We start from the raw sequence: 12,304 nt of genomic DNA on the forward strand, positions 1-12,304 counted from the left end.
ATACCCGCATAACCGATGAACAGCAAAAACGCATCGATGAACAGCGGCTATTGAACTATAAAACCACGGTGAGTAGCCATTTTGTGGATTTTTAGCAGTTTGAAGATCGTTATAAGCTGTTGGTCTATAACTACTTATGGATGGTCTATTTGGTTTTGGCAACTGCAAAAGATGTTGTTGTTTTGGATATTGAAAATAACAAACACATTTAAAAACAACATTTAAAAAATAAAAAGATCATGAAAAATTCAATCAAATTATCAGCATTATTCTTGTTATTAAGCGCCGGCATTTTCACTTCAGCTGCTGCCAATGCCAAAGGCCATACCGAAAAAGCTAAAGATGTTATCACTGTATCATCGTTAAAACACGATCGTGGCGTAGCAGTAATGATTTCAAAAAACGAAGCCAGCAAATCATATGTAACCATTTTTGACCAGGCCAATAACATTTTGATGGAAGACTTTTTGCCCAGCAAAGTTGAAGTAGAGAAAGGTTACGTACTAACCAGCCTGGACAACGGCGATTATAAATTCGAGATCAAATCAAACGACCAGGTGGTTACAAAAACCGTTCACGTTTACGATGAAGACAACAAAAAAAGATTCTTCTTTATAGACTAATCCAAAACGTATAAAAGCAAAAAGTCTGGCAGATCGCCAGACTTTTTGCTTTTATATAGCAGTAACTTAATCCCAAAGTGTAGCCGGGTAGGTGCCATTGGCAACCAGTTCTGAAATGCTTTTTTGTACAATAGGCTTATCTTCTTTATAAGTAACACCAAACCATTTTGAGCCGGTTGGGATAACTTTAAATGATGCTATATTTTCTTTGATCAGCTTATCGGCCACCAGCGGGATAAAAAACTCTGATTTTGGATTGTTTTCATTAGCCGCAACAAACTCTCTGAACATTTCTTCGCTTTGTTTGAAAACAGCGGGTGTAAAGCCCCAGAAATTCATAGATACGCGGGTATCATTGCTTAACGCGTGTTCGCCTGTAGCATCTTTGTAAGCTACACTGCCGTCTTCTTTAAAGTAAACTTCGGTACGCTCATTAATCTCGACCATGTTACCGGCATCATCAACTTTACAAACACCGCGCGATACGGATCCGTAGTCAGACAATGTCCTGTCAATCTGGTAACCTATTAATGAATAAGTATCATCGGTAACTTCGGTAGTTAAAAATTTGGCCATTTTTTCAAACGAATCGTAACCATAAAAGTCGTCGGCATTAATCACACAAAAAGGCTCATTTACCTGGTTGCGCGCTGCAAGTACTGCGTGGGCAGTGCCCCAGGGTTTTGCGCGTTCAATTTCTTTATCAATGCCAAATGGTTTCAGGTCGAAGCTTTGAAAAACGTAATCAGTTTCAATACGGCCTTTTAGTTTGGGTTCAAAAATAGCTTTAAAATTATCTGCAAATTCTTCGCGGATGATAAAGCTTACCTTGCCAAAACCTGCTTTTATAGCATCATATATTGAATAATCGATTATGGTTTCTCCGTTGGGGCCAAAGCCGTCAACCTGTTTCATACTGCCGTAACGGCTGGCCATCCCGGCGGCCAAAATAAGTAGTGTGGGTTTCATAAGGATGTATATAGGGAGTACTTAATTGCTAATTTTTTAATAGAATAAGGAAATGGTTTGAAATCGAAATTGTTTTAACCGGATTAATTATTTGATATACCTGAAATCCTGGCCGGCTGTAATATTTAACAATGTTTCGTAAATTAAACGGATCACATTATCTACATCTTGTTTGTGAATCATCTCTACAGTGGTATGCATATAGCGTAACGGCAAAGAAATTAATACCGATGGCACACCATCATTAGAGTAAGCAAATGCATCCGTATCGGTACCTGTCGACCGTGAGGAAGCCTGGCGCTGGAAAGGTATTTCGGCTTTTTGGGCAGTTTCTATCAGCAATTTATTCAGGTTATTTTGTACTGCCGGAGCATATGATACAACGGGGCCACGACCGCAAGCCAGGTCGCCCTGGGTAATCTTGTTAATCATGGGCGTTTGGGTATCATGGGTTACATCGGTAACTATTGCCACATTCGGCTTTATTTTATGGGCTATCATTTCGGCACCGCGCAATCCAATTTCTTCCTGTACGGCATTTACAATATACAGGCCAAAGGGTAATTTAATGTTGTTTTCTTTCAACAAACGGGCTACCTCGGCAATCATGAAGCCACCGGCGCGGTTATCCAAGGCGCGGCCAACATAGTAGCGGTCGTTCAGGATCATAAACTCATCTTCATAAGTGATAACGCAACCTACGTGAATGCCCAATTTTTCAACCTCTTCTTTTGAGGTGCATCCGCAATCTAAAAAGATATTTTTAAGTGTCGGGGCTTCTTCCTTGTCGCCGCCAGTGCGGGTATGGATTGCGGGCCAGCCAAATACGGCTTTTACAATACCATTGTCGGTATGGATGTTTACCCGCTTTGAAGGCGCTATCTGGTGATCAGACCCACCGTTACGGATAACGTATATTAATCCATCACTGGTAATGTAGTTTACAAACCACGAAATTTCATCGGCATGTGCTTCAATAACAACCTTATAATCGGCTTTAGGGTTAATGATGCCAACCGCGGTACCATAATTATCTACATAATGTGTGTCGATATATGGTTTCAGGTATTCCAGCCATAATTCCTGGCCTTTCCATTCAAAACCGGTAGGCGAGGGGTTGTTTATGTATTTTTCGAAAAAAGCCAGTGAAGTTTCGTTTACAACTGAAATATGCGGAGTGGGATCTGATTTCTTTTTAGCCATGTTGTTTGAGTAACCTATATTAAGCAATAAAGCAAATATAATAAAGCCATTGATAATGCTTCAAAATAACTTGCCATAATGGAAATAAATTAACGTTTTTATTGTTAATTTAATACTTCTACATCGATAATTAACGTTTTTTTTAATTTAAGGGGCAATTAAACCTTTTAATTATTTTTTTGTCATTAACTGTATACCCTACAGTAATCTGTAAGTTTGGGTTATTTACAATATTTTTGAACTTTATTACCTTAATAAACCACATCGTGAAACGCTTTGCGCCCCTTTTTATCCTGATTATCGTTTTTTTGACATCCTGTAGCGTGCCTCAATACGTTACGGTACCGGTTAATTATGGTCCTAAAATGGGCTTTAGCCGCGACAGTACTATCATTGTAGTGGCAAACCGTTACCGGCCGGATTCTGTGAAGATCAGGGATTACAGAAGAATAAGCGTTTTGAAAAAGATGGCAGTTGTATCACTCCAAACTGCCGCCAACCAGTTAAAATATTTAAAAGGTGTACACATCATCAACCTTGTCGATTCGATAAACTACACCGTAAATACCGACTCGGTTAAATTTTTGGCCGCTGCACACAAAGCCAACTATGTATTGGTGTTAAATGACATCGGCGCGGGTATTTATCCCGAAACGGTTTATTACAATGGCATTCCATCTAACTATTATACTACAAAAATAAAGACCAGCCTCGCGCTATTTGAAAGTAACGGAATTTATTCAAAAAAGCTGGCAGGGATGGCCGAAGTGCCCCAGGATGAAACATATTCAGGTGGTTTTGGGTCTTTATTTAATAAGCCATCCTACAGAAGCAGTATTCCTGCGATGACAGCAGCCACACGTGATGCTACCCTGGATGCCTTAAAAGATTATTTGCCTTTTTCAATATCAAACGAACGTCCCTTGTACGCCGACGGCGGCGCACTTGAATCGTCGGTAACGCAAATTAAGGCCGGCAAATTTGATGTAGCCTTTAAAATACTAAACCCGCTTATAGATGGCACCGATAGCAAGCTGGCCAGCAAAGCAGCCTATAACCTGGCAGTAGTTTATGAAGCTCAGGGCGATATTGATGAGGCGCTTAAAACCGCCAAACTATCTAACGAAAAACACCCCAACGATTACGCAAAAGCGATAATTGTGGATTTGATGAAGGAGTAGTTGGATGTGCTTGTCCATCAGGCAAGTTGTTGATAAGGCTTATTAATTAAAATAAATGCAAATAGAACAAATACGCCCTGAATTAACCTGGCGGCTGCGCCAAACAGTTTTATATCCGCAGCAAAAGCTTTATGAAATGGAAATGGAGGAGGACCAGGATGGCCTTCATTTTGCGGCTTTTAAAGATAATGCGATAATAGGCGTAGTTTCCTTGTTTCAGCGCGGCGAAGATTTTCAGTTCAGAAAGTTTGCCGTTGATGAATCGCAGCAAAATATGGGAATCGGGAGCGCAATGCTCAGACATATAACCGATTTTGCTGTGCGCAATGGCGGCATACGCATATGGTGTAACGCGCGTATATCGGCTATAAACTTTTATTTGAAGGCTGACTTTAAGCAAACCGGGCAAATTTTTTCAAAGAATGGGTTCGATTATGAAATATTGGAGAAGTTAATCTGAAATATATATCCCGCTATCTTTACCGGCCCAAAAAATCGTCCCAGCTCTGGTTTGACCATGAAAGCGTTTCAATCGGGGTAATAGTAGTTACTATTGGTGTTATGGGTTTTATCACCGGCATAAAAATTGGTGCTACCCTATCTAATGGAGGCAGTGTGATGGGCCCGCCCGATGCGCCACGTACCCAGGCAACAGCATTCCCTGTTTTATCGCGAAAAAAGCCATTATGAAACAGCCCTAAGTAAGCATTGCCATATGCAAATGAAAAAACATCCTGTTTGTCTATAAAAGCTAAGGCTTTGTTACCCTCGTAATTGAATACAATGGCGTCTTTTATCCATCCTATCACAACTCCGACCCGGTTGTAAACAGCAGTTTCGTCGCCCGAAAACTTAATATTTGATATCCCAACGCTTGAAATGGCGCCGCCACGTGTATGCGGTGGTTGTAAGTGATTAACTGCACCATTAAAATTAAGCCAGGCGGCAGTTATAGCAAGGATGATGAGGTAGCGCATGAGTTTAAGTTTTGTTACAATGACTACAACAACAATAAAAAGTTTAATTACTATTAATTTTTTTATCGCAGACGACGGTTATCACAACGGCATATTCCCATGCTTTTTCCTCGGGTTGTTTACCACTTTATTTTCCAGCATTTTAAAGGCATGGATGAGTTTAAGGCGGGTTTCGGCGGGTTCAATTACCTCATCAATAAATCCGCGTTCGGCGGCGCGGTATGGGTTGGCAAAGGTGTCGGAGTATAGTTGCTCCTTTTCTTTCCATTTGGCTTCCTTGTCTTCGGCTGTGCTGATTTCCCGCTTAAAAATAATTTCGGCAGCGCCTTTGGCCCCCATCACAGCAATCTCGGCCGATGGCCATGCATAGTTCATATCGGCACCAATGTGTTTAGAGTTCATCACATCGTAAGCGCCACCATAGGCTTTGCGGGTAATTACAGTAACACGCGGAACGGTAGCCTCGCAAAAGGCGTAAAGCAGTTTGGCGCCGTTGGTGATAATGGCATTCCATTCCTGGTCGGTACCCGGTAAAAAGCCGGGCACATCTTCAAATACCAGCAAAGGTATATTGAAGCTATCGCAAAAGCGCACAAAGCGGGCAGCTTTAGTGGAACTGTTAATGTCCAGTACTCCGGCCAAAAATACGGGCTGGTTGGCCACGATGCCTATGCTGCGGCCGGCAAGGCGGGCAAAGCCAACAACAATATTTTCGGCAAAATCTTTATGGATCTCCAGAAACGAGCCTGTATCTATCACATGATCAATAATCTCGCGGATATCATAAGGAGTTGATGCTATTTCGGGCAAAAGTGTATCTAATTCGGGGCGAAGCTCGTTGCCAATATCATAAGGCAGGGCAGGGGCCCTGTCCTCGCAATTCTGTGGCATATAGCTTAGCAGTTTTTTGATGTTTTGGATAGCCTCAATCTCGTTTGTGCAGGCAAAATGGGTAACGCCCGATTTGGTGGCATGGGTTGTTGCACCGCCCAGTTCTTCGGATGTTACAATTTCATGGGTAACCGTCTTAACCACATTCGGCCCGGTTACAAACATGTATGAGGTATGCTCAACCATTAAAATAAAATCAGTAATGGCCGGGGAGTATACCGCACCTCCGGCACAAGGGCCCATAATTGCCGAAATTTGAGGCACCACACCCGATGCCATGGTGTTTTTATAAAATATATCGGCATAACCACCTAAGGATACAACCCCTTCCTGGATGCGGGCACCGCCAGAATCATTAAGGCCTACAACCGGTGCGCCGTTTTTTATGGCCAGGTCCATGATCTTCACAATCTTTTCGGCATGTGTTTCTGACAATGAGCCGCCAAAAACGGTAAAATCCTGCGAAAAAACATAAACCAATCGCCCGTTAATAGTGCCATAACCGGTTACAACACCATCGCCGGGGTATTTTTCTTTCTCCATCCCAAAATCTGTGGAACGATGAGAAACCAGCATGCCAATCTCCTGGAACGAGCCTTCGTCCATTAAAAAATGGAGCCGCTCGCGTGCTGTTAATTTCCCTTTTTTATGCTGACTTTCAATACGTACCGCACCACCGCCTTCAAATGCCTTCTGGCGTTTTTGTCTTAATACTCCGAGCTTTTTATTCACAATTCAGGTTGTTTGTAACATGCTAAAAATAGTAATTAAATTGTAAGATGTACATAAAACTGCTGTGACATGCTTTCTCAGGAAGGATTTTTCATTATATTTGTGATAATGAAGATCAGGAAATTTAAAATACTGGTAGTTGCAATGTTTATGGGGGTCTTTATGCTAAAGATGGCCCTATCACTTGCGCCTGTATTTTTATATCTTGACAGCAAAGCCGTAAGCGCGGTAATTTTGCAATTAGAGCAGGAATCAAAAGCCGAAAAGGATACGCCCGATAAGGATGTATTTAAAGAGAAAAAGGTTTTTGACGAGTACGATTTACACAGTATTGATTTCATTACTTTTGTTGCAGAAACTAAAGTGCTTCACAATATGGAGCATGCCCTGTATATACAAACCTACCATCCGGTAGTGCCAACTCCCCCGCCCAACGTTTAAATGATTTAACCGGATATTTCTTATCCGGGCTGTAACGCTTTACAATTCATTTAAATTTTTATTCAAACACATTTCTTATGTCAATTAAGCAAGGTGGATTTGCCATGGGCAATCTTAACCTAAAAAAATACTTTTTGCCCAAAAACTTAAAACGCGATCTTCCGGCCAGTCTGGTTGTATTCCTGGTAGCGTTACCCTTATGTCTTGGTATAGCTTTAGCATCGGGCGCACCATTATTTGCCGGTGTGCTTACCGGTATCATTGGCGGTGTAGTTGTAGGCTCGTTGAGCGGTTCGCAGCTTAGCGTGGCCGGCCCGGCCGCTGGTTTAACCGTTATTGTATTAAACGCAATAACCAGCCTTGGTGCATATGAGACATTTTTATTGGCGCTTGTACTGGCTGGCATTTTCCAGATTTTGCTGGGTATTTTAAAGGCCGGAACGATAGCCAATTACTTTCCGTCGGCGGTAATTGAAGGCATGCTGGCCGCTATCGGCATCATCCTGATCATGAAGCAGTTTCCGCACGCGGTGGGCTACGATGCCGATTTTGAAGGTGATGAAGGCTTTAACCAGGCCGATGAACACAATAGTTTTTCAGGTGTGCTGGGCGCGTTGAGTAAAATTAACTACGGGGCAGTAATTATCAGCATAGTTTCATTGGCTTTGATGATATATTGGCCAAAATTCAAAAAAATGGCTATGGTGCCCGCGCCTTTGCTGGTTGTATTGGCGGGCATTGCCTTAAGCCTGGCATTTAAAAATACAGGTTTGGCACTGCTTGACAAGCAATTTGTACACATACCTATTGTAAACAGCAGTACCGAGTTTTTTGCCCTTTTTAAAACGGCAGATTTTAGCAGCATTGGTAACAAGCAGGTTTGGATAACCGCCTTTACAATTGCCGTGGTTGCCAGCCTTGAAACTTTGCTTAGCTTGGAAGCCGTTGATAAGATAGACCCGATTAAACGCATTTCGCCAACTAACCGCGAGCTTGTAGCCCAGGGTATAGGTAACATTACCAGCGGCCTTTTAGGCGGTTTGCCTATGACAGCTGTTATCGTTCGGTCGTCTGCCAACGTTAATTCGGGCGCGCGTACCAAAACCAGCGCCGTGGTTCACGGCTTACTTTTATTAATATCGCTGTTATTTATCCCGGTATTAATCAATTTAATCCCTTTATCCTGTTTGGCTGCTATCCTGCTCATGACAGGGTATAAGCTGGCGCGTATTGCCCTGTTTAAACACATGTGGCACCAGGGGCTTAGCCAGTTTATTCCGTTTGTGGTAACCATTGTGGCCGTTGTTTTAACCGACCTGTTGATAGGGGTTGGTATTGGCATGCTTGTAGGTATCTTTTACATACTGCGCACCAATTTACGCAACCCGTATTTTTACCAGATTACTAAAAACGGCGATAAAAAGGTGATCAGGATTAAACTGGCCGAGGAGGTATCCTTTTTAAATAAAGCAGCCATACAAATTACGCTTACCAGTCTGCCAAGCGGAACTGACGTGATCATCGACGGCTCCAACTCGCGTTACATAGATCCGGATGTGCTCGAGATCATCCACAATTACAAACACAATGCCTATACCAAGGGCATAGTGGTGCAACTACTTGAAATAAAGGACAAGTACGATGTACCTCCTTTAAAAGAATTAATGTATAACCCTAATTAGTTTTGAGTATTGCGTTATCAGTTTTAAGTTGCGGCACATCGCCGTTAAACAGATTTAGCAATACAAGTAATTAACAATTAAAAAAGAAAAACATCATGGCACTTATAGAAAATAAAAAAAACGATAAACCGGTAATTGATACCACCAACATACAACTGGCCCAGGCCGATAGCTACAAAGCCCTTATCCGCGGCAATGCCGAGTGGGTTGATAAAAAGTTAAAAGAAGACAGCAACTTTTTTACTAACCTGGCTAAAGGCCAGTCGCCACAGGTATTGTGGATAGGTTGCTCCGACAGCCGTGTACCTGCCAACGAGGTTACAGGCACCAAAGCGGGCGAGGTATTTGTGCATCGGAATATTGCGAATGTATGCGTACACTCGGATATGAATATGCTGAGCGTGCTTGACTATGCCGTTAACGTGCTTAAAGTAAAGCATGTGATAGTTGCCGGTCATTACGGCTGCGGCGGCGTTGCCGCGGCAATGAGCAATAAGCAGTTTGGCTTAATTGATAACTGGTTGCGCCATATTAAAGATGTGTACCGCCTGCACAGTCATGAGCTTGACCGTATTACCGACGAAACCCAAAAGCTAAACCGGTTGGTAGAGCTGAATGTAAGTGAGCAGGTGTATAACCTGTGCAAAACATCCATTATCCAAAATGCCTGGATGGAGCGCCACGACCTGGAAGTACACGGTTGGGTAATAGATTTAGGTACCGGTTTAGTGAAGGATATTAAAGTGAGCAGCAGCAGCCCGCACAATTTAGGTTATGTGTATGAGCTGGATAGCGTTGAAGCTGTGGCCTCGCACTAAATTTTTTGTTTGATTGAAATAGCCTCCCTTTGTTTGATTGGCATCTGGGGTTTATTATGTTTGATTAGCCCCGGCTCATGAAAATGGCCGGGGTTTTTTATTGCCTCACCTAAATCCTCTCCAAAGGAGAGGACTTTGATTTTTATATTAGATAGAAAGGGGGGTATTAAATCTCCTGTTGATACGATTATTTGAGGATAACTTTTTCAAGCCACTAACCTTATTTTAAAGTCTCCTTCTTTGAAGAGGATGATCGCAGTTTAATATTTTTTGTACTCATGAAAGCTTCGTTGTTTAGGAGAGGCTTTTGATTTTTTTATACTATTTTTAACCGTTGGTTATAAACAACGGCTACCTATGCTAAGGCAATCAAAAGAAGAACGCACACTTAAACAAAATTTATTGCTGGCGTCGTCAACAGCTTTTGTATCGGGTGTTACCAACGTGGCCGGTATGGTTGCGTTTTTGGCCTTTACATCCAACATTACCGGCCACGTGGCTAACCTGGCCAAGCATATTGTGGAGCAAAACTTCAGAGAGATCATCGTATTTGTAATTTGGCTGCTGCTGTTTTTTGCCGGTGCCTTTTTATCTAACTTTATTGTGCGTTCGCTGGAGTATAAGAGCAGGTACCGGGCGCATTCTACACCAATAATTATCGAGATCGTTTTGCTCTTATTCGTGGCTATTTATGGGCATAATTTTTATAAAGAGACTGACCTGGAACGCGAAATTGTTATAGGTGTTATTATCTTTTGTATGGGCTTGCAAAATAGCCTGGTATCTACCATATCGGGCGGGTTGATAAAATCTACCCATTTAACTGGCTTATTTACCGATCTGGGGGGCGATGTTTCAGAATGGGTACATCCTAATGTAGAGAAAACAACGGTTATCCGAAATAAGATTATCGTTCGGCTAACGGTGCTTTCTTTTTATTTTATCGGGGCCATTGCCGGCGGATTTTTATTTAATCTGTACGATTTTGCAATTTTTTACTTCATTCCATTAATTTTGCTTACGATATTATATTATGATTTATCGCCCGTTGCGCTGCACAAAATAACCCGTTTGTTTTGGGCCGATAAAGGCAGATCGATATAAAAACTATCTAACAATAATCTACTAAAAACTATGTGTGCCAAAAAATTAATACACGACACAAGCCATATTACTTACGAAAGCCTTTTAGAAGGTAACGAGCAATTTATTGCCGATGCTTTGGCCGAAGATCCTGACTATTTTAAAAAATTGGCCAACGGCCAAACACCGCCGGTACTTTGGATAGGTTGCGCTGATAGCCGGGTACCTGCAAACCAGATTACTAATACATCGCCGGGCGAAATATTTGTACACCGTAACATTGCCAATATGGTGATACACTCGGATATGAATATGTTATCGGTATTGGATTATGCGGTAAATGTGTTGAAAGTAAAACACGTTATTGTAACAGGCCATTACGGTTGCGGAGGCGTTATTGCCGCTATGAGTAATCACGAATTTGGTTTGATAGATAACTGGCTGCGCCACATTAAAGATGTTTACCGCCTGCATGCAGAGGAACTTGACGCTATTGAAAATGAGCAGGAACGTACCAATCGCCTGGTAGAATTAAACGTAATTGAAAACGTTTATAACCTTTGCAAAACCTCCATAGTGCAAAATGCCTGGAAAAATGGGCAGCCGCTGGCCGTACACGGCTGGGTATACAGCATAAGCACCGGCAAAATTAAAGATATGAAAGTGAGCACCAGCGATAACGCCAACCTGGGTGATGTGTTTAAGTTTGAATGATATTATAGCCTCTATAAAATAACCTTAAAAGGAAAGAGGCTGTATCATAAATCATGATCAGCCTCTTTTTTGTGTGATTTATTCGGGTACCTGATGGAGGCAATTTTCGTACAGGCGATTCTCAGACGGTCATTTTGATTTATGATACAGCCTCTTTCCTTTTGAAAATAAGTGATATACTTTTTTGTGCTATGTTAATCACATAATGACGGATAGTTCTAAGTCAACAACAATAAATTGACTTTTGACTCAAGACTAAGGACTTAAACATTAGTCTACTTTACTCACCCTGCCCGATCCCATATATTTTGTTTCGCCGGTTGTGGCGTTGCCCGAGTATAAAACACTGCCCGAGCCTGCTATACGTGCCGACACAGTTTTATTGGCTATGATATTAACACTGCCCGAACCTGCAATCCTGGCTTCTACGGTTTCGGTTTTCAGTTCTTTGCCATTTACCTCGCCAGATCCTGCTATGTTTACATCAGCCATGCCGGTGCTTCCTTTAATATCGATAGAACCAGAACCGCTTAAACGTAAATCGAGTGTTGACGACTTAACCGCGGTTTTAACATTGCCCGAACCGCTCAATGCTACTTTGGCGTTATCGCCGGTTAATACGCCATCTACGGTTGCATTACCCGACCCACTGTTGCCCAAATATTTTAACGTTTTAGCCGTAATATAAATATTGGCGCGTTTAATATTGTTGTGCTTGTTCCAATGATCTTTAAATTCAACCTTTAGCACCCCGTTTTCTACTTCGGTTTTAATATCGTTCACTACATCGGCATCTACATCAAGCTTAATGCTTTCTGTGCCATCAATTTTTATAAATACATTGAACGGGCCGCCGCAGGCAATACCTGTATAGCCCGATACACTTCGTGTAACCACTTGCGCAGATGCATTAACAGCTATGAAAGTGGTAAGCAGCAATGCCATCCCAGAGAAGATAAGTTTTTTCATGATCATCTTTTTTGTTTATAA

Annotated in this window: 13 protein-coding genes; 8 read left to right on the forward strand and 5 right to left on the reverse strand. The window is 41.9% G+C overall.

Annotation, left to right across the window (positions count from 1 at the left end; genetic code table 11):
- Positions 1–239: 239 nt before the first annotated feature.
- Positions 240–623, forward strand: a complete 384-nt coding sequence (locus ACFGVS_RS26550; protein WP_274209516.1) for a hypothetical protein — start codon at positions 240–242, stop codon at positions 621–623.
- 66 nt (positions 624–689) lie between these two features.
- On the opposite strand, the gene ACFGVS_RS26555 is transcribed toward ACFGVS_RS26550, so the two are convergent.
- Positions 690–1,592 carry a nucleotidyltransferase family protein gene (locus ACFGVS_RS26555; RefSeq protein WP_274209515.1) on the reverse strand — a complete coding sequence of 301 codons (903 nt, stop codon included), beginning with the start codon at positions 1,590–1,592 and terminating at the stop codon, positions 690–692.
- Between the two features lie 87 nt (positions 1,593–1,679).
- Positions 1,680–2,795, reverse strand: a complete 1,116-nt coding sequence (locus ACFGVS_RS26560) for a M42 family metallopeptidase (RefSeq protein ID WP_439696271.1) — start codon at positions 2,793–2,795, stop codon at positions 1,680–1,682.
- 266 nt (positions 2,796–3,061) lie between these two features.
- On the opposite strand from ACFGVS_RS26560, the gene ACFGVS_RS26565 reads away from it, so the two are divergent.
- Both ACFGVS_RS26565 and ACFGVS_RS26570 read left to right on the forward strand, forming a co-directional pair.
- Positions 3,062–3,976 (forward strand): DUF6340 family protein, encoded by a 915-nt coding sequence (locus ACFGVS_RS26565; RefSeq protein WP_439696272.1) that lies wholly within the window; start codon positions 3,062–3,064, stop codon positions 3,974–3,976.
- Between the two features lie 55 nt (positions 3,977–4,031).
- Entirely contained in the window at positions 4,032–4,436 is a 405-nt protein-coding gene (locus tag ACFGVS_RS26570; RefSeq protein ID WP_090653261.1) for a GNAT family N-acetyltransferase, read from the forward strand.
- Between the two features lie 19 nt (positions 4,437–4,455).
- On the opposite strand, the gene ACFGVS_RS26575 is transcribed toward ACFGVS_RS26570, so the two are convergent.
- Entirely contained in the window at positions 4,456–4,953 is a 498-nt protein-coding gene (locus ACFGVS_RS26575; protein WP_439696273.1) for a 4-fold beta flower protein, read from the reverse strand.
- A gap of 81 nt (positions 4,954–5,034) precedes the next feature.
- A complete protein-coding gene (locus ACFGVS_RS26580; RefSeq protein ID WP_274209511.1) occupies positions 5,035–6,576 on the reverse strand; it encodes an acyl-CoA carboxylase subunit beta in 1,542 nt (513 codons plus the stop codon).
- Between the two features lie 108 nt (positions 6,577–6,684).
- Between ACFGVS_RS26580 and ACFGVS_RS26585 the strand changes: the two genes are divergently transcribed.
- The 5 genes from ACFGVS_RS26585 to can all read left to right on the forward strand — a co-directional run bounded on the left by ACFGVS_RS26585 (position 6,685) and on the right by can (position 11,314).
- Positions 6,685–7,017, forward strand: coding sequence for a hypothetical protein (locus ACFGVS_RS26585; RefSeq protein WP_439696274.1), 333 nt, complete (start codon positions 6,685–6,687; stop codon positions 7,015–7,017).
- Between the two features lie 77 nt (positions 7,018–7,094).
- Positions 7,095–8,699: a SulP family inorganic anion transporter gene (locus tag ACFGVS_RS26590; protein WP_255369955.1), complete on the forward strand. Its 1,605-nt coding sequence runs from the start codon at positions 7,095–7,097 to the stop codon at positions 8,697–8,699.
- A gap of 95 nt (positions 8,700–8,794) precedes the next feature.
- The gene (locus tag ACFGVS_RS26595; protein WP_439696275.1) at positions 8,795–9,517 is read left to right on the forward strand and encodes a carbonic anhydrase; all 723 of its coding nucleotides are present in this window, start codon (positions 8,795–8,797) and stop codon (positions 9,515–9,517) included.
- Positions 9,518–9,874: 357 nt separating this feature from the next.
- On the forward strand, positions 9,875–10,621 hold the full coding sequence (locus tag ACFGVS_RS26600) for a YoaK family protein (RefSeq protein WP_274209508.1): 747 nt from the start codon (positions 9,875–9,877) through the stop codon (positions 10,619–10,621).
- Between the two features lie 30 nt (positions 10,622–10,651).
- Positions 10,652–11,314 carry a carbonate dehydratase gene (gene can, locus ACFGVS_RS26605; protein ID WP_274209507.1) on the forward strand — a complete coding sequence of 221 codons (663 nt, stop codon included), beginning with the start codon at positions 10,652–10,654 and terminating at the stop codon, positions 11,312–11,314.
- A 270-nt stretch (positions 11,315–11,584) separates the two neighbouring features.
- Here the strand turns inward: can and ACFGVS_RS26610 are convergent, their stop codons facing one another.
- On the reverse strand, positions 11,585–12,283 hold the full coding sequence (locus ACFGVS_RS26610) for a head GIN domain-containing protein (RefSeq protein WP_439696276.1): 699 nt from the start codon (positions 12,281–12,283) through the stop codon (positions 11,585–11,587).
- Positions 12,284–12,304 lie beyond the last annotated feature (21 nt).

The sequence above is a fragment of the Mucilaginibacter sediminis genome (assembly GCF_051903035.1).
Lineage (GTDB): Bacteria > Bacteroidota > Bacteroidia > Sphingobacteriales > Sphingobacteriaceae > Mucilaginibacter.

Coding starts and splice junctions, on each gene's coding strand:
- ACFGVS_RS26555 (WP_274209515.1), bottom strand. CDS start 1,592: ATGAAACCCACACTACTTATTTTGGCCGCCGGGATGGCCAGCCGTTAC.
- ACFGVS_RS26610 (WP_439696276.1), bottom strand. CDS start 12,283: ATGAAAAAACTTATCTTCTCTGGGATGGCATTGCTGCTTACCACTTTC.
- ACFGVS_RS26595 (WP_439696275.1), top strand. CDS start 8,795: ATGGCACTTATAGAAAATAAAAAAAACGATAAACCGGTAATTGATACC.
- can (WP_274209507.1), top strand. CDS start 10,652: ATGTGTGCCAAAAAATTAATACACGACACAAGCCATATTACTTACGAA.
- ACFGVS_RS26560 (WP_439696271.1), bottom strand. CDS start 2,795: ATGGCTAAAAAGAAATCAGATCCCACTCCGCATATTTCAGTTGTAAAC.
- ACFGVS_RS26570 (WP_090653261.1), top strand. CDS start 4,032: ATGCAAATAGAACAAATACGCCCTGAATTAACCTGGCGGCTGCGCCAA.
- ACFGVS_RS26585 (WP_439696274.1), top strand. CDS start 6,685: ATGAAGATCAGGAAATTTAAAATACTGGTAGTTGCAATGTTTATGGGG.
- ACFGVS_RS26600 (WP_274209508.1), top strand. CDS start 9,875: ATGCTAAGGCAATCAAAAGAAGAACGCACACTTAAACAAAATTTATTG.
- ACFGVS_RS26590 (WP_255369955.1), top strand. CDS start 7,095: ATGTCAATTAAGCAAGGTGGATTTGCCATGGGCAATCTTAACCTAAAA.
- ACFGVS_RS26575 (WP_439696273.1), bottom strand. CDS start 4,953: ATGCGCTACCTCATCATCCTTGCTATAACTGCCGCCTGGCTTAATTTT.
- ACFGVS_RS26550 (WP_274209516.1), top strand. CDS start 240: ATGAAAAATTCAATCAAATTATCAGCATTATTCTTGTTATTAAGCGCC.